The organism is Natrarchaeobaculum sulfurireducens (genome assembly GCF_003430825.1).
Lineage (GTDB): Archaea > Halobacteriota > Halobacteria > Halobacteriales > Natrialbaceae > Natrarchaeobaculum > Natrarchaeobaculum sulfurireducens.
The window spans coordinates 107615-127332 of sequence record NZ_CP024047.1; the positions used below are offsets into that span (position 1 = coordinate 107615).

At 63.6% G+C, this 19718-nt stretch carries 22 protein-coding genes, 1 tRNA gene and 1 pseudogene; 13 read left to right on the forward strand and 11 right to left on the reverse strand.

What is annotated here, in order from left to right; genetic code table 11:
- Positions 1-31 precede the first annotated feature (31 nt).
- The 4 genes from AArc1_RS18615 to AArc1_RS01695 all read right to left on the reverse strand — a co-directional run bounded on the left by AArc1_RS18615 (position 32) and on the right by AArc1_RS01695 (position 2611).
- Complete coding sequence (locus tag AArc1_RS18615) at positions 32-562, reverse strand: hypothetical protein (protein WP_154670843.1); 531 nt, start codon at positions 560-562, stop codon at positions 32-34.
- Positions 563-639: 77 nt separating this feature from the next.
- Positions 640-933 carry a DUF424 domain-containing protein gene (locus tag AArc1_RS01685; protein ID WP_117362632.1) on the reverse strand — a complete coding sequence of 98 codons (294 nt, stop codon included), beginning with the start codon at positions 931-933 and terminating at the stop codon, positions 640-642.
- 2 nt (positions 934-935) lie between these two features.
- Positions 936-1784: a tetratricopeptide repeat protein gene (locus AArc1_RS01690; RefSeq protein ID WP_117362633.1), complete on the reverse strand. Its 849-nt coding sequence runs from the start codon at positions 1782-1784 to the stop codon at positions 936-938.
- Positions 1785-1918: 134 nt separating this feature from the next.
- Positions 1919-2611, reverse strand: coding sequence for a CRISPR-associated protein Cas4 (locus AArc1_RS01695; protein ID WP_117362634.1), 693 nt, complete (start codon positions 2609-2611; stop codon positions 1919-1921).
- 281 nt (positions 2612-2892) lie between these two features.
- Here AArc1_RS01695 and AArc1_RS01700 point away from each other — a divergent pair, with 281 nt between their 5' ends.
- A complete protein-coding gene (locus AArc1_RS01700) occupies positions 2893-3726 on the forward strand; it encodes a 23S rRNA (uridine(2552)-2'-O)-methyltransferase (RefSeq protein WP_117365726.1) in 834 nt (277 codons plus the stop codon).
- On the opposite strand, the gene AArc1_RS01705 is transcribed toward AArc1_RS01700, so the two are convergent.
- Together AArc1_RS01705 and AArc1_RS01710 are read right to left on the reverse strand one after the other, a co-directional pair.
- The gene (locus AArc1_RS01705) at positions 3727-3903 is read right to left on the reverse strand and encodes a ribbon-helix-helix domain-containing protein (RefSeq protein WP_117362635.1); all 177 of its coding nucleotides are present in this window, start codon (positions 3901-3903) and stop codon (positions 3727-3729) included. It lies immediately after the preceding gene.
- 120 nt (positions 3904-4023) lie between these two features.
- Positions 4024-6345: a twin-arginine translocase subunit TatC gene (locus AArc1_RS01710; RefSeq protein ID WP_117362636.1), complete on the reverse strand. Its 2322-nt coding sequence runs from the start codon at positions 6343-6345 to the stop codon at positions 4024-4026.
- A 145-nt stretch (positions 6346-6490) separates the two neighbouring features.
- On the opposite strand from AArc1_RS01710, the gene AArc1_RS01715 reads away from it, so the two are divergent.
- Positions 6491-7438 carry a twin-arginine translocase subunit TatC gene (locus AArc1_RS01715; protein ID WP_117362637.1) on the forward strand — a complete coding sequence of 316 codons (948 nt, stop codon included), beginning with the start codon at positions 6491-6493 and terminating at the stop codon, positions 7436-7438.
- 20 nt (positions 7439-7458) lie between these two features.
- Here the strand turns inward: AArc1_RS01715 and AArc1_RS01720 are convergent, their stop codons facing one another.
- The 3 genes from AArc1_RS01720 to AArc1_RS18880 form a co-directional block, all read right to left on the reverse strand.
- Positions 7459-7815, reverse strand: coding sequence for a hypothetical protein (locus AArc1_RS01720; RefSeq protein ID WP_117362638.1), 357 nt, complete (start codon positions 7813-7815; stop codon positions 7459-7461).
- A gap of 232 nt (positions 7816-8047) precedes the next feature.
- A complete protein-coding gene (gene larE, locus AArc1_RS01725; RefSeq protein WP_117362639.1) occupies positions 8048-8917 on the reverse strand; it encodes an ATP-dependent sacrificial sulfur transferase LarE in 870 nt (289 codons plus the stop codon).
- A 68-nt stretch (positions 8918-8985) separates the two neighbouring features.
- Complete coding sequence (locus AArc1_RS18880; protein WP_133412316.1) at positions 8986-9759, reverse strand: hypothetical protein; 774 nt, start codon at positions 9757-9759, stop codon at positions 8986-8988.
- Positions 9760-9954: 195 nt separating this feature from the next.
- Here AArc1_RS18880 and AArc1_RS01735 point away from each other — a divergent pair.
- From AArc1_RS01735 to AArc1_RS01745, 3 genes and pseudogenes are all read left to right on the forward strand, one after another.
- Positions 9955-10137 (forward strand): annotated as a pseudogene (locus tag AArc1_RS01735) (hypothetical protein); the annotation flags it as partial.
- A gap of 381 nt (positions 10138-10518) precedes the next feature.
- Positions 10519-11028 carry a hypothetical protein gene (locus tag AArc1_RS01740; RefSeq protein WP_228442367.1) on the forward strand — a complete coding sequence of 170 codons (510 nt, stop codon included), beginning with the start codon at positions 10519-10521 and terminating at the stop codon, positions 11026-11028.
- Positions 11029-11268: 240 nt separating this feature from the next.
- A complete protein-coding gene (locus tag AArc1_RS01745; protein ID WP_117362641.1) occupies positions 11269-12102 on the forward strand; it encodes an ABC transporter permease in 834 nt (277 codons plus the stop codon).
- Positions 12103-12360: 258 nt separating this feature from the next.
- On the opposite strand, the gene AArc1_RS01750 is transcribed toward AArc1_RS01745, so the two are convergent.
- Positions 12361-12711, reverse strand: a complete 351-nt coding sequence (locus tag AArc1_RS01750) for a CopG family ribbon-helix-helix protein (protein WP_117362642.1) — start codon at positions 12709-12711, stop codon at positions 12361-12363.
- A gap of 104 nt (positions 12712-12815) precedes the next feature.
- On the opposite strand from AArc1_RS01750, the gene AArc1_RS01755 reads away from it, so the two are divergent.
- The 7 genes from AArc1_RS01755 to AArc1_RS01785 all read left to right on the forward strand — a co-directional run bounded on the left by AArc1_RS01755 (position 12816) and on the right by AArc1_RS01785 (position 18718).
- Positions 12816-14021 carry a CobW family GTP-binding protein gene (locus tag AArc1_RS01755; protein WP_117362643.1) on the forward strand — a complete coding sequence of 402 codons (1206 nt, stop codon included), beginning with the start codon at positions 12816-12818 and terminating at the stop codon, positions 14019-14021.
- Between the two features lie 3 nt (positions 14022-14024).
- Entirely contained in the window at positions 14025-15338 is a 1314-nt protein-coding gene (locus AArc1_RS01760; RefSeq protein ID WP_117362644.1) for a CobW family GTP-binding protein, read from the forward strand.
- A gap of 69 nt (positions 15339-15407) precedes the next feature.
- Positions 15408-16019, forward strand: a complete 612-nt coding sequence (locus AArc1_RS01765) for a MogA/MoaB family molybdenum cofactor biosynthesis protein (RefSeq protein WP_117362645.1) — start codon at positions 15408-15410, stop codon at positions 16017-16019.
- A gap of 54 nt (positions 16020-16073) precedes the next feature.
- The gene (locus AArc1_RS18885) at positions 16074-16310 is read left to right on the forward strand and encodes a hypothetical protein (RefSeq protein ID WP_117362646.1); all 237 of its coding nucleotides are present in this window, start codon (positions 16074-16076) and stop codon (positions 16308-16310) included.
- A gap of 220 nt (positions 16311-16530) precedes the next feature.
- Positions 16531-17460 (forward strand): replication factor A, encoded by a 930-nt coding sequence (locus tag AArc1_RS01775; protein ID WP_117362647.1) that lies wholly within the window; start codon positions 16531-16533, stop codon positions 17458-17460.
- Between the two features lies 1 nt (position 17461).
- Positions 17462-18094, forward strand: coding sequence for an RPA family protein (locus AArc1_RS01780; RefSeq protein WP_117362648.1), 633 nt, complete (start codon positions 17462-17464; stop codon positions 18092-18094).
- A 213-nt stretch (positions 18095-18307) separates the two neighbouring features.
- Positions 18308-18718, forward strand: coding sequence for a ribbon-helix-helix protein, CopG family (locus tag AArc1_RS01785; RefSeq protein WP_117362649.1), 411 nt, complete (start codon positions 18308-18310; stop codon positions 18716-18718).
- 14 nt (positions 18719-18732) lie between these two features.
- Here AArc1_RS01785 and AArc1_RS01790 read toward each other — a convergent pair whose 3' ends face one another.
- Positions 18733-19188 (reverse strand): DUF5814 domain-containing protein, encoded by a 456-nt coding sequence (locus AArc1_RS01790; RefSeq protein WP_117362650.1) that lies wholly within the window; start codon positions 19186-19188, stop codon positions 18733-18735.
- A 171-nt stretch (positions 19189-19359) separates the two neighbouring features.
- On the opposite strand from AArc1_RS01790, the gene AArc1_RS01795 reads away from it, so the two are divergent.
- Positions 19360-19431: transfer RNA gene (locus tag AArc1_RS01795), tRNA-His, on the forward strand.
- The last annotated feature ends 287 nt before the right edge of the window (positions 19432-19718 follow it).

A 19718-nucleotide genomic window follows, 5' to 3' on the forward strand; every position in this document is an offset into this window, starting at 1 on the left:
CGGTGCAGTGGACCCGTTCTGGACTCGATGATCAGTTTCCCTCTTCGGTCTCTCGAACCCGCTCGTTGCCCCGATGCCTCCTGTCGGTTGGTTCAGTCCGTTCGTCGGTTCCGTGCCCGTCTTCCGATAGCGCTCGCTCGAGTTCGCGTTCGAACGCCTCTTCGGACAGCTCTCCTTGCCGATACCGCGTTTTGAGTTGTTCGGTCGCCGACGCGTCGGCTTCGGCTTGGGACTGTCGGTCGGACTCAGAGACTGTCTCGAGGTGGTTTCGATACTCGGTCGCGGCGTCGATCCGCCCGATCGCCGACAGATCGAGCGGCCAGAGCGTGAGTACGGTCACGACGGTGAGGAACACGCCGGCGACCGCGGCCACCGGAACGACCAGCACCGACGCGATCCAGGGGTTGACCAGAAAACCGACCGCGAGCATCAGCGCGTAGATCCCGACCGGCCCGGCGACCGCCGACAGCCCGACCCGTCCGAGTGCCCCATCGGGCGTGTACGTCTCGATGAGCCGGCGAATGCCGGTTCGGACCGATTGCGGTGGGGAAGCGTCCGGCATACACACACATACGTGTCACTCGAGCATCAGCATTCGCCTCACAGTCGCTCGCTGAGAGCACTGTATCGCCGTCGCTCTCAGTACATCCGCAGCAACTGGGCGTGACGCGTCTCGCCGACCTCGAGGACGTTCGCCTCGTCGACGATCCCCTCTTCGATCGCCAGCGCTACCGCCCGGGTGCCGACGATGTTGGCGACGTCGGCCCGGACGAGGCTGTCGATGACGGTTCCCTCGTCGACTTCGTCGCCGCCGTAGAACGCTTCGGTGACCGTCAGCGAGAACTCGCCGTCCTCGAACGTCTCACCCAGAACGTCGCTGTCGCAGACGGCGACGAGCAACCCCTGCTCGGTCTCTCGCTCGTTGACGATCATGCTCACTCGAGTTGCCACTCCCGGTCGCGCTCGCCTTCGCGCCCCGGATCGTCGAGTTCGACGTCCCCGCGTGGCTGGCCGGCAGTGCCGGCTTCCTGGCCCTGCATTTCGCGGCGCTCCTCGACCAGTTGTCGCTCGGCGCGCTCGAGCATCTCGTTTGCCTCCTCGGCGATCGCTTCGGCCTCGTCGTACTCGCCGAGTTCCTCGAGGATCGTCGCTTTCTCCTCGAGAACCTTCGCGTTGCGCAGGCCGAGTCGGATGGCGTTGTCGATGCAGTGGAGTGCCTCCTCGGCCAGCCCGCGTTCGGCGAGGAAAAACGCCCGGTTGAACCAGCCTTCGGCGAACCGTTCGTCGAGTTCGACGGCGCGTTCGGCGTGATCCAGTGCCTGGGCGGTCTCGCCGAACTCCCAGAGCGCGTAGGCGAGGTTCGTCTCCGCCGTGGCCGCGTGCTCGCTCGAGTCGTCGATCGAAAGGGCCTCGCGGTAGGCACCGATCGCCTCGTCGTACTCCTCGAGTTCGGCGTGGGCGACGCCCTTGTTCACCCACGCTTCCTGTTCGACGCGCTCGTCATCGGCGAAGCGAGCGGCCCGCTCGAAGGCTTCGGTGGCCTGTTCGTACCGATTGATCTGTACGTAGTTGAGGCCGACATCGAGGAGTTCCCCGGCGTCGACATCGTCTTTTACGACGTTGTGCTCGTCGAGCATGTCGGCGACGACCCGTGAATCGACGGGGTCGATCTTCGAGGGATCGACGTCCAGTTCCGGCGGATCGAGGTCAAAGTCGTCGTAGGGATCGCCGAAGCCCTGCCCGTCTGAGAAGCGGTGGTCGCGATCGCCCTCTCGGTCGGTCATGGACGAATCGAGGCGGTGACGACTGTTAAGGGCTGCGACCATGGTTGGCCTTGGACGGCCTCTGAGAGGCTGCGGGTGTCGCCGCCCTTCGAGCGTCGCGAAGTCACCGCTCACACACATCCCTGTCTTCAGTATCAGTCACCGCGACCGAATCCAAGCACCGACCGCAGCGTCCGCGTTCGAACGCCACACGACGCCGCAAACTCGCATGCGTCGCACTTCGACCGATTCGCTGTCCGTGGAGGCGGTCCGTCTAGTTCTCGAACCGCTCGTAGCGTGCGACGGTATCTCGCTTTCCGCCGGGTCGTCATCGCGAGTGAGCGGACGACGCCGTACGCTGGATACTCGAGCCAGACTCGGTCTACCGACGTCTCGTGCTCCCAGGCGAGGGCCTTTGCGGCGGCGACGGCGTGAACGGACTGTGACTCCCAGACTCCCCGTGGCGGTGGCTCACCCGCGGAAACGATCACCGGCTCGAGCGGGGCCGTGAGTACCTTGTGGACGATCCCGCGACAGTCCCGGCCAGTTACGAGGCGCGCTCGCTCACTCGGCTCACGAAGCCGTTCCCACTGTCCGTCAGCGTCGAGTCGATCCCTGGTCGCTGCCAGCCGTTCGCGGTACCGAACGGGCGAGACCGCGATCGGCTCGTCCTCGAGCGTGCCGGGCGGCGTCTCGAGTAGTTCCTCATAGCGAGGCTCGAGGCTCCGAACCGCGTCAACCGTCGGCGGCGGCTCGCGATCGGTATCGCGCGTTTGCCGGTAGTAGAGCTTCCGCGGACAGTACGCGGCGGTTCGCAGATCGCTGAACGAGACGAGATCGCTGGTCACGCCGCTGTTGGCCGCTCGTTCGTATATAAACTCTTGCCTGGATCGAACTATAGTAGTCACTGCAACGAGTTGCACACTGATCGCCGATCCGTCTGCCGAGCAGGTGCGCACTGACGTGCAGTGGCTACTATTTGTCCTCGGGAGTGGCTGCGTGGCGACTGTCCTGAGCGACCACCCACATCCGACGAGCCTTTCCGGACCGACTGCGTCACACCGTGTATGAACGCGAATTCGTCGACGATTCGCACCCGAGACGGAATCCGATCTCCGGTGAACTCCCCATGACACGAAAAGACGACTACTACAACAGAGCGAAACAGCAAGGCTATCGCTCGAGAGCGGCGTACAAGCTCAAACAGCTCGACGACCTCGAGAACGTCATCGAACGCGGCGATACGGTCGTCGACCTCGGTGCCGCACCGGGTGGCTGGCTCCAGGTCGCCGCCCAGAACGTCGGCCCCGACGGAACGGTGATCGGCGTCGACCTCCAGCGGATTAAGCCGTTCGACGACGACGAGCTGAACGACCGCGTCGAGACGGTTCGCGGCGACATGACCGAAGAGCGAACCCGCGAGCGCGTCATCGAGGCTGCCGGTGGGAGCGCCGATGAGACGGCTCCCGCCGCCAGTTCGGAGCCGGCCAGTGGACCCGTGGATGTTGTCGTCTCTGACATGGCACCGAACATGTCTGGTGAATACTCGCTCGATCAGGCCCGCTCGCTGTATCTGGCCCGCCAGGCGTTCGAGACGGCCCTCGAGCTGCTCGACACCGGCGGCGACTTCGTCGTCAAGGTCTTCCAGGGCCCCGACGTCGAGGCGTTCCGGGCTGACGTCGAAGAGGAGTTCCGGTACGTGCGTGCAACGAGCCCCAAAGCCTCCCGCGACGAATCGTCCGAGATCTACCTCATCGGGAAGGGGCGACTCACGGCACCCGTCCGACCGGGCGACGAACTCGAGGTCGAGATCGTCGACGTCGGCGGCGAAGGCGACGGTATCGCATCCGTCGACGGCTACCGGCTGTTCGTCCCTGCAACCGAGACAGGCGAGACGGTCGCGGTGCGCGTCGACGACGTCAAGCCAAACTTCGGCTTCGCCCAGCGTCTCGACCGCGACTAGTTACTCTTCGGTCTCGAGGCGGTCGTGCCGTTCGTCGATCTCGTCCAGAATATCGAGGTTCTTGCGAATTGACGCTCGAATGGCGTCGCTCCGGTTGACGAACTTGCCGTCGTCGCCGACGTGCTCGTCGAGGTCGTCTAAGAGTTCCTGTGGGATTTCGACGCTAATCTTCGGCATGTGGGGCCGTTCGAACCGCTGGTTCTTAACGACCCTTGGCTTCGAACTCGAAAGTTACGTTCAGCCGTTCACCTCGAGTGTCGACGAGAGTGACGGCTCCCGTGTGTGACGATGTCCGTCTCAGTCGCTGAGCAGTCCCGAGTCGGGATCGGCCTTTCGCTTTCCGCCACCGCCACCGAAGAGGCGCCCACCGGCGGTGAACACGTAGAGAATCGCCAGTCCCAGCAGGTACGTGAGGGCGATTGGGAACGCCAGCAACAACATCGTGAGGATTCCTTTCGGGCTCGCGAAGGCAGCGATCGTGAAGATGCCGACGACGACCGGCCGCCAGCGCTCGAGCATCGTGCGGTAGCTGATGATGCCGCCGACGTGGAACAGCGCCATCGTGACGATGATGTTGAAGAGGAAGCCGATACCGAGGGTCGTGTAGATCACGAGCCACGAGAAGCTATTGATCCGGTAGGTGACTTCCATTCCGTTGGCGATGGCGTCGGTGATGAGATAGGAGATCACGGCCGGGGCGATCCAATAAAAGCCGAGGAACAGCCCGACCCCGAAGCCGACGAACAACGCGCCGCCCCAGACGAGGAACACCCGCGGATCACCGTAGACGAGGCCGCGCTCTTTGGCCGCCGGCCAGGCCCAGTAGAGGATCATCGGGGCAATGGCGATGAACGCCAGGATCGTACTCACCTTCACCATGAAGATCAGCACCTCGACTGGGTGTAAGGCGATCACCAGTCCGAGTTCGCCCACTAACTCCGACGTCACCTCGTCCGTGTTGGCGCCGTCTTCGGTCACTTCGTCGAGCACTTCCGGGGGTACGCGGTCGACGAACTGCGCGAGGATGATGCCGAACCCACCCTGATAGAGCGCCAGGAACGAGCCGCCGAGGACGGCCATGAAGACGCCGACGATGTAGATCGTCTTCGAGGTGAGACTGTCGACGATGAACGCCAGGTCGTAGGCGTAGCCTCCGATGTCGTCTTCGGTCGTTTCGTCTTCCGTGAACGGATCGAGCATTCCGGCGGCCGTACTCGAGAAGACGCTGCCTCCCGCCGCGTCGTCGGAGTCGGTTGCGCCGACTGCCGTTCCTGTCCCCTCGCTCGAGGCGTCCTCGGCAGCGTCCTCGGCTTGCTCTTGGAGGGTGTCGAAACGGTCGAGGATCGCCTGAGCTTTCTCCCGATTCTCGTCGTACAACGCCTCTCGGGAGTATTCGAGCGCCTCTTCTTCGTCCATCGCGAGGAAGACCGGTGCCGGCACGTCCTCGATGTCGTCGGCGGCGAGCGTTTCGAAGTCGATGTCGTCGGGGGCTTCGGCGGTTCGAATGTCGTCTTCACGCGGGTAAACCGGGGATCGGAGCACCTTCGCCGTGTAGCCAACGAGGACGACGAACCCGACGACAGCGGCTACGATCAGGCCGGCGGCGGCGTCTCCGAGCACGCCGTACTCGAGTGCGATGGCCTCGAGCCCGGTCGTCCCCTCGGGTCTAAAGCCGTCGGGGAACAGGGGGTAAACCGACTCCTCGAGGTGATCGAAGCCATCCTGATTGACGAACGTCGCCGTGGCGACGGTGACGACCCCGAGAGCGCCGACGAACTGCAAGACCCGTCGCTTGACGAGTTTCGTTCCGGTGTCGAGTTCGGCCGCGCCGCGTCGGCGCATGTTCGCAACGATCTTTGCGAGGCCGAGGCTGAAGACGTAGAGGCCGACCAGCGGCAGCGCCCACATGATCAGCGTGAACGGGTCCGGCGGCGAGAACAGCGCGCCGAAGACGGTGATCGCGACGATCGCGTGTCGCCACTTATCACGGAACGTCTCGTAGGAGACGATTTCGGTATACGAGAGGACGCTCATGAACAGCGGCAACTGGGCGGCGAGGCCGAACGAGAGGGTCAGTAGGGCGATGAACTCGGTGAACTCCGTAATCCCCCAACTCGGGTTCACACCAGCGTCGTGGGCGACGGCACCGAGGAAGTTGAACGCGAACGGGAAGAAAACGGCGTATGCATAGGCGACACCGATCCAGAAGAGAGTGACCGACGCCAGCACGAACCCGACCAGATAGCCACGCGAAACCGGAACGGCGGACTGGACGCCGCGCCGTCGTAACGCATCCCGAGAAAAATACAGCAGGGCCGGGACCGCGACGATCGCACCGACCAGCAGTCCGATCTTCGCCTGTAAGAGGATCACCTCGAACGGCGTTCGTGTAATGATGTTCGTCGCCTCGGCGACCTCGGCGGTCATCTCCGCTTTCGCTGTCTCCTCGAGGAAGTCCCAGATGTACATCCGAAGGGCCCAGAACGACCCCAGAAAGCCGAGCACGAAGACGATGAACACCTTTTGCAGGTGGGTCTGCGCGCTCGAGAACATCGCACCGAGGGTTTCCCGGCCGGTGTGGATAGCTCGAGCGGTATCTTCGTTGACGGCAGAACTCATTGACTGGTTCTGGGTACCCGATTTCCAGTTATCAACCTTTCGTGTGTCTAGCGTTTCTCGTCCGCGTGGGTGGCATCTCTCATCCTCTCTGCCGATGCACGTAAGAAAAAGGCCTATAACCGGCGGCCTATCTATATCTCGATAGATGTCCGAGGAGCCGGCGCCGGACGGGGACCGCGAGGACCCCGGCAGGTCACGCGAAGCGGGTGACGAGCCGCCGCGCCCGGCAGACGAGGCTGCCGACACCGAGGACGAGGCTACCGACACCGAGGACGAGGCTCGCCCCGTCGAAACCGACGGTGAGGGCGTCGCTTCCGGACACGGCTCTCCCGAACAGTCGTACCCCGACGACGTTGGAGGGATCTCGACCCCGCCGGACGACGAGGAGATGCCGCTGGCTGATCACATCGAGGAGATGATCCTCCGGTTCGCGGTCGTTCTTCTCTTTGCTTCGGCAGGGACTGCCATCGGCCTGCTGTGGGCTTCCGACGCCATTTCGATCATCTGGGCCGACGTGTTCCCGGAGGGTGTCGACGAACCACCGCCGCACATCTATCACCCGCTCGAGCTGTGGCTTACCCGAATCAAGGTCGCGGCGTTACTCGGGATCATGGTCGGGCTCCCGATGTTCGTCTACCAGTGTTACCTGTTCATGAAGCCGGGGCTCTACCCCAACGAGCGCAAGTACTACCTCGCGGCCGTCCCGACCAGTGTCGTCCTCGCGGGCGTCGGGATGCTGTTTTCGTACCTGCTGGTGTTGCCGATCCTCTTTTATTACTTTACGTTCTACGCCGAGGGCAGCGCCGAGATTGCCTATGCGCTCGGCGAGACCTTCGACCTGGTCATCACGTTGACGGCCTTCCTCGCCATCGTCTTCCAGATTCCGCTCTTTATTATGCTCGCGATCATGATGGGCGTGACGACCCGACGTTGGCTGGCCGAAAAGCGCCTGTACTTCTGGGCGGCCTTCTTCGGGCTGGCGTTCATGTTCACGTTCGATCCGACGGCGATGGCACCGGTCCTCGTCGGCATCGTGATGATCCTCCTCTTCGAGGGGACGCTACTGGTCTTAAAGTGGGTCGGGCGGGAGTGACCGACGAGCCGTGGGGCCGCTCATCGATGGTCTCGCGTTCGGTCGGCGGCGTACTCGAGGGCATCCTCGAGCGAGCCGGGGCCGTCGTAACGGGCCGCAAAAAGGGTCATAAACTGGCGGGCGATCTGGTCACAGCGATCCGCCGTGAGCACGGTCCTGACGTGGATCGTCTCGGATAACTCGAGGCCAGGGTAGCTCGTTGCGGTCAGCGCGTATCCGGGGTGGTCGTCACCATCGAGTGCTGCGGGAGCGACCTTCAACCGCAGGTCACCCGACTCGTGGCGGTAGGTTCGATACTCGCGTTCTCGGTCGCTATCGGCGGGGGTATACGTCCGTTGCGTTTCGATGCTCCACTCGGGCTCTGCGTCCGCATCCATCGAGTACTGCTACTCCTTTCGGAAGTACGTTCGCATCGTATTGTGCAATATTTCCGTACGTAAGTCCAGGAATTTCCTCATCGTTGCGTTCGATGCACGAACAGGGGGTTCGATTTCGACGAACGTCTGCCACCGGTGGGACGTTTCCAACGTTCGGCCCGTTCACTGCCGTGGGTACTCTCCGCTATGGCGGCTTCCGACTCGACTCTCCGCAGACGGATAGCGGTCCGTCTCAGCCGTCGGGTGGGGACTCGGCTGTGACCGCGTTTTCTTCGCCCGAGCGGTCGTCGACGTCGGCGGCGGGACTGACGCTCCCGGTGCGATAGCCGTGGAGATCGAGCGTGACGTGGTCGAACCCGAGCGCCGAGAGCTCCTCGCGGACGGTTTCGACGAACTCGAGTTCGAGCGCGCGCTCGAGTTCGTCGCCTGCGACCTCGATGCGTGCGAGGCCGTCGTGGTCGCGGACGCGGAACTGATCGAACCCCCACTGTCGAAGCAGGGCTTCGGCCCGTTCGACACGCGTCAGTCGTTCTTCGGTGACCTCGAGGCCGGTCGGAATGCGTGAGGAGAGACAGGCCATCGAGGGCTTGTCGGCGACCGAGAGCCCGTAGTGGGCAGCGATCTCGCGAACCTCGGCTTTCGTGATGTCGTGAGCCAGCAGCGGTGAGTGAACCTCGAGTTCGTCGACGGCTTTGAGGCCGGGTCGGTGGCCCGCACCGGGGTCGTCCGCGTTCGTCCCGTCACAGACCGTCTCGACGCCGAACTCGCGGGCAGTGTCGAGCATCTCGCCCAGTCGCATGGTCCGGCAGTGATAGCACCGCTCGTCGTCGTTCTGGACGAACTCGTCGCTTTCGAGTTCCGAAAAGGAGACGAGTTCGTGGCGGATGCCGATCTCGTCGGCGACCCGTCTGGCGTCCTCGAGTTCGGCCTCGGGGAGCGTCTCGCTGCGGGCCGTACAGGCGATTGCATCCTCCCCGAGGGCGTCGTGGGCGAGTGCGGCCACCACGCTCGAGTCGACCCCGCCGGAGAAGGCCACGAGCACGCCGTCGTGACTCGCGAGGTCGTCGCGTACGGCCTCGAGTTTCGCCTCGACCGATGTCATGACCCGTCGTTCGTCTCGAACGGGGAAAAGTACGTTGTCGTGTCGACACTGGGAGCTGACGGTGGCGCTTAGCTGCCGATCGCGGCCTCGAGCGCGTCACGGGCGGCCCTGGGGACCTCGTCGGCGGCCAGTCGGTGGTCGACCCACCACCGACGCTCGAGGATGACCGCGCCGTCGGTTTCGCGGTAGCCGTCGAACTGCTCCCAGGGTGTGAACTGGGTCCCGCCGACTCCGGGTTGACGACGCTGAAGCCCGTGCTCGCAGACGTCGAACGTCAGTCGTTGTCCCAGCGATCCCCAGAGCCCGCCTGCAACGCCGGCAGCCATCACCGAAACGAGCGATGGCAAGCCGAACTCGACGGTTGCGACGAGCCCGAGGACGGCGACGAGTGCCGCGATCCAGCTCGCGAGGCGTGTTCGTCGTCGGCGAGTTGCGTCCGCGCGACACTCCCACGAGATCGATCGGTCGCCCGCGGCCTGCCGGGCGTACGCACTCGTTCCGGTGACATGAATGCCGACGCCGAGTAGCATGAGGGCCACGGACACGTAGAGGCTGGTTCGCCACGCATCTCCGACGACCCCCGTCTGGAGTGCCATCGCAAGCCCGATTGCGGGTCCAAACGCCACGATGGTCGGAACGCTGAGAAGCCGCTGCCGACCGAGTACGACCCAGACCCACGGTCGAGCCGTGAGCGCGAACGCGATGACCAACCAGCCGAGCAGCCCGCCGACGAGCAAGACTGCACGCTCGAGGCCGAGGACAGACCCGACCCCACACGCGAGCAACGCGACGTAGACGCCGGTCATAACGGACGGGGCGTCGAGTGGACCTCGCCGTCCCATCGCTGTGGGTTGTGGTGATAAGCAATGAAACAAAAGCGTGCCGTTCGGTTTCGTCGCGGAGATCATCGATTTCCAGAGATTCGGTGATCAATCAGCAGACGACAAGCTCACAACGACCGCTCGCGAGCCGTGCAGTCAGTCGCACGCCGGAGCGTTAAGACGCCGTTCGTCGTAGGCTCACAGCCGATCCAATCGATGTCTGTATCTGACCGGCTCCGACGGCTTCGACCACGCGGCGAGCCGACGGATCGAACCGAGGAAACCGACGATCGTTCGAGGCTCGAACACGCCGCTTACGCCGGTGTTCGAGGGCTTCAGGCGGGGTTCGTCGCGACGCTGATCATGACCGCGTTCCGGCTACCGATCATGCGGTCGTTACAGGCGGAGCAGCGCAATGCCACGGCCTGAAGGCCGTGGATACGCGCGTAAGCTTGATTGGGCTGTATCCCGTAAACGGCAGTACCGGAGTTCCCACGTTGAGAAACGCCGTCTTCGACGGCACTACGGCTTCGCCGTGACTTCTCACGTGGTAACAAATCCGATCGAACCAGTCCACGACGTAACACTAAGCGGAACCCAGTTCCGCGAGGGCAGCGGAATCTTCGATTCCGCCAGACTTCGGGTGACGCGAATCGTGGTACCGTGCGGGCTGAATACCCCGCCGTGGAGGGACGAGCGGTATTCGTCGCGTCGAAACGCCGACCGCGCGTCGGACGGAAGGCCCGTTTGGCCGGGCTATACGCGCTGTAACGCACGTCCTTGGTCACAACTGGGCGGCGACCGTCGACGTGGGACGCGAAAGCGTACTTCGCCACCGAGGAAACGCGCAACCTTGAACTCCGCTTCGCGGATTCCGGCGTCTTCAGGCGCGGGAGGAGGTCAACGCCGTCAGCGAACTTCTGGGCGCAGTACGTCTCCCGGGGTGAGCCGGACGACCATCCGACTGCGGGCCTTCTCCTCCACTTCGCCTACGGGATTCAAGCTGGCGCGCTCTTCGGGACGCTGTTCGCCCTGCAGGATGCCGACCGGTCGATCGAACCCGAACAGCGCGGGCTTCTCTGGGGCGCAGTCTACGGGATGGTGCTCTCGGCGTTTGGCTCCCAGATCATGCTGAAGGAAGTGCTCGGCACCCGCCTCGAGGCGGACGAACTCGCGCTGTTTCACGCTGGCCACCTCGTCTACGGCCTCTCGCTCGGTGCCTGGGTCGGCTCGCGCACCGAAGGCGTCGAGGACCCCCAGAAGGGATACGAGTACGACGACGGAAACTGATACTGTCGGTCAGAACTCGTGTGAGATTCGCCGCACCCGTCCGGTGACTGCGCTTCAATCACTGCTGTCCGGCAGTACGGGGAGTCGAACGTTCCCGTGGCCGCCAGGTCGCGGTTCACTTCCATCCACCACTTGCTTAACAGTCTGATCCCGGACCTTAGCAGGATTTCCTAGTCGTATTACGATACCCCGACACTGCTCATAACAACCTGTTTAGGGCCCAGGGGCTGCCGTTTGGATATGGAACTCGGTGTCGTTCTCGGGGTCGTCCTCATCGGGTTCGTCCACGGCGTGTTGCCGGACCACGGCTGGCCGATCGCCGCGACGTACGCGTTGAACAAGCGACGGCGCTTGCTGTATGGCTTTCTCGCGGCGGTGATCCTCGGCGTCGGGCATCTCATCAGCAGCGTCGCACTCGTTCTAGCGTACTTCTGGTTTTCCGCGTTTGCAGAGTTTGCTGAGGGGCCGTGGCTCCGGTACGTCGCCGGTCTCATCCTGATTCTGCTCGGCATCCACGAGTATCGCAACGGTCACGTACACGGGATCGGCGACGACCACGAACACGACGCCGGCCACCACGACCACCACGAACACGACGACAGTCACCAGGAACACCACGACCATCATCATGATCACGCTCACCGCACTGATGCCGGCGAGGCCCATTCGCACGACCGTGGTGGACACTTCCACGGGCACGACCACGCCGAATCGGCCGGACTCTTCACCCGGCTTCGGCGCGTCCTCCCTGGTGGAGGCGGCCACCAACACCTCAGCGAGGAACACGCCGAACGCGGCCTCCTTGCGCTCGGGACGACCGCGCTCTTGCTCGGCTTTGCCCACGAAGAGCCGATCCAGATCCTCGCCATCTGTGTCGGGACGGATGCCTGCCTCGAGTTGATGCTCGTCTACTCGCTGGCCGTCATCGTCGCCATCGTCGTCCCGACGCTGCTGTTGATCGCGGGCTATGAGCACTCCCGCGATCGGATCGAACGACTCACGCCATATCTTCCGACGATCACCGCCGTCGCGCTCGTCGGGATGGGGCTGGCGTTCGTCCTTGGACTGATCTAGCCACCGGGCTCGTCCCAGTGTTCAACCGACTGTCCGTCCATCTCGAACACTCGCACACGGTCGAGGTAAGTCGCGGTCGTCCCCGTCCGACGCCGTGGTACCGGTCCCTCCCGGACCGGCCATCGAAAGGCGATGGGTGTCACCCACCGAAAAGTACGGGCGGCCGAGGGAGTAACTACTCCGACTGGAGTCGAAGCCGTCGGCTCCGGTCCGCTCCCGTCGTGGCTCCGAGATGGGCCGTGCCGACGTGAGCACCGGTCAGTCGACCGGTCGTTGACCCACGTCGTCCAGCGGGACCAGCGAACACTCGACGGCCTCGACACCCTCGAGCACCCGACAGCCGCCGACGAACGTCGAGACAAGCAGCTCCTCGTGCTCGTGGCGCAGCGCCGCGATGCGGTGTTCGTCGCCGCGAGCACCGAATGCGGAAACGACACTGACTGTCGCCGCGAGCGGCCGGCTCTCGAGACGCTCGTCGTCGAACTCGGAGAGCAGCGTTCGGACTCCCTCGCGGACCACCTCGCTGCGGCCAGTGTAGTCGTACTCCTCGGCAAGTGCGTCGAGTCGCTCGAGCAGTTCCGTGGGCATCGAGCCGCTGACGACGGGCATATTAATAATACCAATAATAAAAATAATATTATTTGTTATCTACTCCGCGCAGCCCACGTAATAACTAACATTAATAAGACTCTGGAACTTATTCACAACTCACGATGACAGACGACCGTATTCCCGTGACCGTTCTCAGCGGCCCGCTCGGGGCGGGCAAGACGACCGTCCTCAACCACGTACTGACCGCCGACCACGGCCTCGAGGTGGCCGTCGTCGTCAACGACATGGGCGAGGTGAACGTCGATGCCGAACACGTCGCCCAGCAGTCCGAGTTGGCTGGTGACGAAGACATCATCGAGTTGTCCAACGGCTGTATCTGCTGTCGCCTGCGCGGCGATATGCTCGAGGAAGTCGGCCGTCTCGCCGACCGGCGTGAGTTCGATTACCTGCTGGTCGAATCGTCGGGTATCTCCGAGCCGATCCCGGTCGCCCAGACGTTCGCGATGGGCTTCGAGGACGCGAGTTTCGACCCGACCGACACGTACGAACTCGACACGATGGTGACCGTCGTCAACGCCCACAGCGTCTGGGAGTCGTTCGACACCGGCTCGGAACTGACCGACGGGCGACTCGAGGCGCACTCGAGCCGAGTCCCCGAGGAGGTCCTGCTCGACCAGATCGAGTTCTGTGACGTCCTCGTGCTCAACAAATGCGATCTCGTCCCCGACGACGCCCTCGAGGAGATCGAGGCCGTCCTCGAACGGCTTCAGCCGCGGGCCGAGATCGTTCGCACCGAGTTCGGCGACGTCGATCCCGCCGAGATCCTCGGTACCGGCCGCTTCGATTTCCAGCGCGCCCAGAACTCGGCGGGCTGGAAACACGAACTCCAGCACGACCACCACCACGACCCGGCCGAGGAACACGGCGTCACCTCGTTCGTCTACGAGCGCGACCGGCCGTTCCATCCCGAGCGGATCGCCGCCGTCTTTACTTCAATGCCCGACGAGATCGTCCGCGCGAAGGGTTTCTTCTGGAGTGCCGGTCGCGAGGACGTCGCGATGGGACTCGACAAAGCCGGCACGTCCGTCCGCGCGGGGCCGTCGGGCCAGTGGCTCGCGACGCTCCCGGCCGCCCAGCGCGAGCAGTACTTCGCCGCTCGCCCCGGCCTCGAGGACGACTGGGACGACGAGTGGGGCGACCGAATGACCCGCCTCGTCTTCATCGCCCGCGAGTTCGACGAGGCCGGCCTGATCGACCGACTCGACGACTGTCTGCTCACCGACGCCGAACTGGACGACGACTGGGAGACCTACGCCGATCCGTTCGAACCGCAAGATCGACGTGAACTCGCGCTCGCAAACGAGTAAGAAATGTCCGTCCCGGTTACCGTCCTCTGTGGTGAACTCGGCGCAGGAAAGACGACGTTGCTCTCGACGCTGCTCGAGTCGACCGACCGCGACGTCGCGGTGCTGGTCAACGACGTCGGCGACGTAAACGTCGATGCCGACCTCGTGGAGGCGCGCACCGATCTCGAGGGTGGCGAGGAGGTACTCGCTCTCGAGAACGGCTGTATCTGCTGTAGCCTCGGTGGCGAACTCTCCCGATCCGTGATCCGCCTCTGGCAGGAACACGACTTCGACCACCTCGTGGTCGAGGCTTCCGGCGTCGGCGAACCGGAACCGATTGCCCGCCAGTTCGTCCGCGGCCCCGCTGGCGGCCCCTACGACCTCGAGGCCGTCGTCACTGTCGTCGACGCCCGTCGCTTCCACGATCGCTTCGCCGACGACGGTAGCGACCGCGAGTCTGACACTCCCCCAGCGACCCCGGAACGCCGGGGCGAAGACGACTCCGGCAACCGACCGCTCGCGGACCTCGTCTTAGCGCAGGTCGAGTTCTGTGATCTGCTGGTCGTCAACAAATGCGACCTCGTCGACGCCGCCGAGCGCGAGCGCGTCGTCACACTGCTCGAGACCTTACAGCCCCGTGCCGAAATCGTGACCACTGAGTACGGCGCGCTCGATCCCGAGGACCTGCTCGGTGTCGACCGATTCGACCTCGAGGCAGCAACCGACGCCGCGGGGTGGAAACGGGCGCTCGAGGACGAGGGCGGAGCCGAAGACGGCACCTGCGAGGAACACGCACACGGGCACGCGGACAACGAGCATGATCACGATCACGAGGACGACCACACCGATCACGACCACGGGCACGACGACGAGCACGCACATCCGCCGGAACGCTACGGCATCGTCGTCGACGGCTACCATCGCCGACGGCCCCTCCACCCCGAGCGGTTCGCGGCCCTGCTCTCTGATCTCCCCGACGAACTCGTCCGCGCGAAGGGGCTGTGCTGGATCGCCGGCCGCGACCGACAGGCGATCACGATGAGCCAGGCAGGGGACGAGACGACCCTCGAGGTGACGGGACGCTGGATCGCGAGCCTCTCCGAGGACCAACAGGAGCTCTACCGCGAGGGCCAATCGGACCTCGAGTGGGACGACACGTGGGGCGACCGCGAGACGCGACTCGCGCTCATTGGCCGAGGGCTCGATCTCGAGGCCCTCACGCAGCGACTCGACGACTGTCTGCTCACGGACGCGGAACTGGACGCCGACTGGTCGACCTTCGAGAACCCCGCACCGACGGGAATGGGCGAGACGGTCGTTATCTCCGGTGACGGGTGACCGATCCGTCCACGGCGTCCCGGAGGACAGCAATTATCGCACCGCGGCGTGCACACACGCATACGACCCATGACCGACACCGACGCACCGATCGATCGCGACGACCGGCGAAGCACCGACGATCACGGCCACGACCTCATCGATCCGCTCTATGTCGGAATCGTGACGGTCTCGAGTTCTCGCGCGGCGGCCGACGAAGCGGATCCCGACGATCCGGGCGGGGACACGATCCAGGAGTGTTTCGAGGACGAGGGCCACGAGATCCGCGAGCGACTGCTGGTTCGGGATGACTACTCGGCGATCCGGACGGCTGTCCGGGGCCTGGTCGCCCGTCGTGACATCGACGTCGTCGTCACGACCGGCGGGACGGGCGTCACGGTCGACGACGTCTCGCCCGACGCCACGTCGTCGCTGTTCGAACGCGACCTGCCGGGTTTTGGCGAACGGTTTCGCGCGCTCTCGTGGGACGAAATCGGTACGCGAGCAATCGCCTCGCGTGCGACCGCGGGTCTCGCCGTCGACACACCGGTGTTCTGTATCCCGGGGAGCACTGGCGCCTGTCAGACTGCCTGTGAGAAACTCATCGTTCCGGAGGCACCCCACCTCGCGGGACTCGCGACGAGCCATCGGGCGGACGTGACCGAGGGGTCACTGACCGAATACGGCGACGGATCGGAGTGAGCCTGTCACGCTCGAGCCGTCACTACTGAGTGGGTTGAGCCGAGACGTCGATCAATGCCCGAGTGTGAGTACTGCGACGCGACGATTTCCGACGAAGACGCGTATCTAACCCACCTCGGCTCGGAACACGCCGACGAACTCGGAGGAATCGACCGTCGCCGCGTCGCTGACCACGGCTCGCTCAATGAGTCCGATGACGCCCCCTCGCCGACCATGGCTTACGTCTTTTTCGCCATGTTCGCGTTTTTCACCGCCGCGATGATATGGTATCTCGTCTTCGTCGGCATTTGATACTGTCGGACAGAACCACTGTGAGCGTTCGCCGCTCCCGTCCGACGAATCCCCTTCATTGACTTCTGGCTGATAGTATGAGGACTCGACGGCGGTGAACGGGCCGTCGCCACGCTCGTCGTACGGACGTTCACTTTCGATCCGGTGGCGGCAATTTAAATAGTATCGGGCGCGAACAGCGGTATGCCTCCCGTTGAAACGAAAGAGGAGGCGTGAGACAATGAGCGACGTACGACAGCACGCGGAAGACGTATACGAGCAGTTTTCGGACCATCTCGACGTTACCGTCGAAGACGTCGAGGAGCGCTTTCGGACGCTCGTCGACGAGTACAAAGTCCCCATCGACGAAGCCAGACGGAGCGTCACCAACCACTATCTCGAGGAGGCGGGTCTCGAGCGCGAGGATATCTCGCGTGGCGGCAGCGAGGCCGTCAGCATCGAAGACGTCGACGAGCCCGAAGAGTGGATCGACCTCACTGCGAAGGTCATCGAACTCTGGGAGCCCCGCAGTGACTCTATCGCACAGGTGGGACTGCTCGGGGACCCGACCGGGACGATCAAGTTCACCAAGTGGGCCAAATCCGAGCTTCCGACGCTCGAGGAAGGCGGTGTCTACGAGCTCCGAAACGTCGTCACTGACGAGTATCAGGGCCGATACTCGGTCAAACTCAATTCAACGACCGTCACCGAGGAACTCGATGAGGACCTCGAAGTCGGCGACGACACGAGCGAGATCCACGGTGCCCTCATCGACATGCAGAGCGGCAGTGGACTCATCAAGCGCTGCCCCGAGGAGGACTGTACGCGCGTCCTCCAGAACGGCCGCTGTAACGAACACGGCGAGGTCGAAGGCGAGTTCGACCTCCGGATCAAGGCCGTCGTCGACGACGGCATCGACGCGCACGAAGTGATCTTTGACAAGGAAGCCACCGAGGAGCTCACGGGACTCTCGCTCGAGGAGGCCAAAGAGATGGCGATGGACGCACTCGATACGACGATCGTCGCCGACGAGATCGCGGCGAAGATCCTCGGCACCTACTACCGGATCGAGGGGCCGACGTTCGGCCGGTACGTGCTGGCTGACGACGTCGAGGAACTAGACGCACCGGGCGATGCAGAGGACCTGCTGATCAAAGCGAGGTCGATGTAACATGAGCCAGGCAGAACTCACTCGCGAAGTCGCTCGCCGCGTCTTCGCCTCGGAATTTAACGACTCGACGTACACCTTCAAAGAATCCGACGATGAGCGCGCACCCAACTACGCGCTGCTTCCGACGGGCGACCGCGCCAACCGCGTGTTTTTCGTTGGCACCCTCACCGAAACCGAAGACGTCGGCGAGGACAGCGAGTACTGGCGCGGCCGGGTCGTCGATCCCACGGGGACGTTCTTCGTCTACGCCGGCCAGTACCAGCCCGAAGCCGCTTCGATTCTCCGGGACACTGAACCGCCGGCGTACGTCGCGGTCGTCGGGAAACCCCGGACGTACGAGACCGAAGACGGCACCGTCAACGTCTCGGTCCGCCCCGAGTCGATCGCGGTCGTCGACGCCGCGACGCGCGACCGCTGGGTCGTCGAGACCGCCGAACGAACGCTCGATCGCATCGAAGCGTTCGAGGCGTGGGAAGCCGAGCAGGAGGCACCCGAGAGCGGTTCGACCGCACCGACCAACGAGTACGCTCAGATGGTTCACGACCGCTACGATTCACCCGTCGAAAACTATCGGCGTGTCGTCATCCAGGCGCTCGAGCAACTCGAGGAGACCGACGCGGAAGCGCCGGCGTAACCCGCACTCGATATATCACCACACGGTCGGTTCAAATCTGCCGTTCGACACACCACCGGACCGCCGTTTTTCTCGCCGGAACTGAAACCGCCCGCCGAGTACTCATATTCGTCGCTCGGCAGGTTCTCGAGACGCCATTACTGGCCCGCTCGGCGGCGACTGCCGGTCGTCTGACCAACTGTTAAGTACGTTGAACGGAAACTACACCGATGAATGGGCAACAAGAACAAGACGATCTCGTTTCGAGTCAACGAGGACGCGTTCGAGGCGCTCCAGGACATCGCGGCCGAACGTGACATCTCGTTGTCGGCGGTCTTTCGTGACTACGTCGACCAGCTCGTCGAACACGACGGCCAGGTCGTCGTCGTTCCCGAAGACGACGTCTCCCGTGAGAGCTCGGGTGGCGAGGACGGTGACATCTCGTTCCCGCCGACCATCGAGGTACCGAAGAGTTTCATCCGCGAGCACGAACGGCTCGAGCTCGAGGCCGGTCACCTGCGCGAGCAACTCGACGAGTACAAGTCGTACGTCACCGAGCTCCAGGATCGACTCGAGGACGAGGAAAACGAAGTGCTCTTGCTCGACGAACTCGACGAGAACGACGACTCCTATCAGCTGCGCTGAGCCGCTGTCGGCGCTTACTTCGCGAGGTCGTGTTTCGCGTCTCGAATCTCGTTGCACTTCTCGTTCGCTCCCTCGACTCGAGCGAGCCCTTCTGCGGCCTCGAGCGTTCGGACGCCGTCGTCGAGAAACGAGAGTACGTCGCCGGAGTAGGCATACAGCATGTAGTCGTCGCTCATCACGTCGACGATCGCGTCGGGACCGAGCCCCTGGGCGCGAAGCTCGAGCAGATAACGGATGAACTTCCGCTCCGGACAGCCACAGTAGGGATTGTCGTCGCAGGCACAGTCGAGGAAGTCCTGTGCGAAGTCGAGGACGCGGTCGCGGGTCGCGTCGTCGAGCTTCTCGAGTCCCTCGCCCTGAAAGAGGATGTCGAGCGTCGCACCCTTGAACGCGCCTTTCGGGATGTTCGTCTCGAGCTGAGAGCTGAGTTGTCGGTGGTTCTTGACGTAGATCTTGTCGGTGATGGCCACGCGTTGGCCACAGTTCGTGGGTCCAGCCGAAAAACGTCTCGGTCGGAACCAGGGCCGTAGCGCCGACCCGGTCGGTACTGACGACGGACGCTGCGGTATGACGTCACACAGGGCGTGCTCGAGTCGTAACGTATTTGAGTCGCACCCGGCCTACTAGTGGTTGCAAGCGTGTCCGGGTTGGGGTAGTGGTTATCCTTCAGCCTTGTGGAGGCTGAGACGCGGGTTCGATTCTCGCACCCGGACCTTTTTACGACAAACGACGTGAGGAGTGAAAAAGCCGGAAGACGAGGCCGAACCAGACGAGTCGCGCGGAGCGAAGCGAACGCGTCTCGGCGAGGTTCGATTCTCGCACCCGGATGTTCTGCGGCGAACAACATCGTGAGCCGCGGAAGCCCCCAGAGAATCGAATCAGAGAGTGAAGTGACCGAAACGAACGGAACGACCGTGGTTCGGTTCTCGCACCCGGATGTTCTGCGGCGAACAACATCGTGAGCCGCGGAAGCCCCCAGAGAATCGAATCAGAGAGTGAA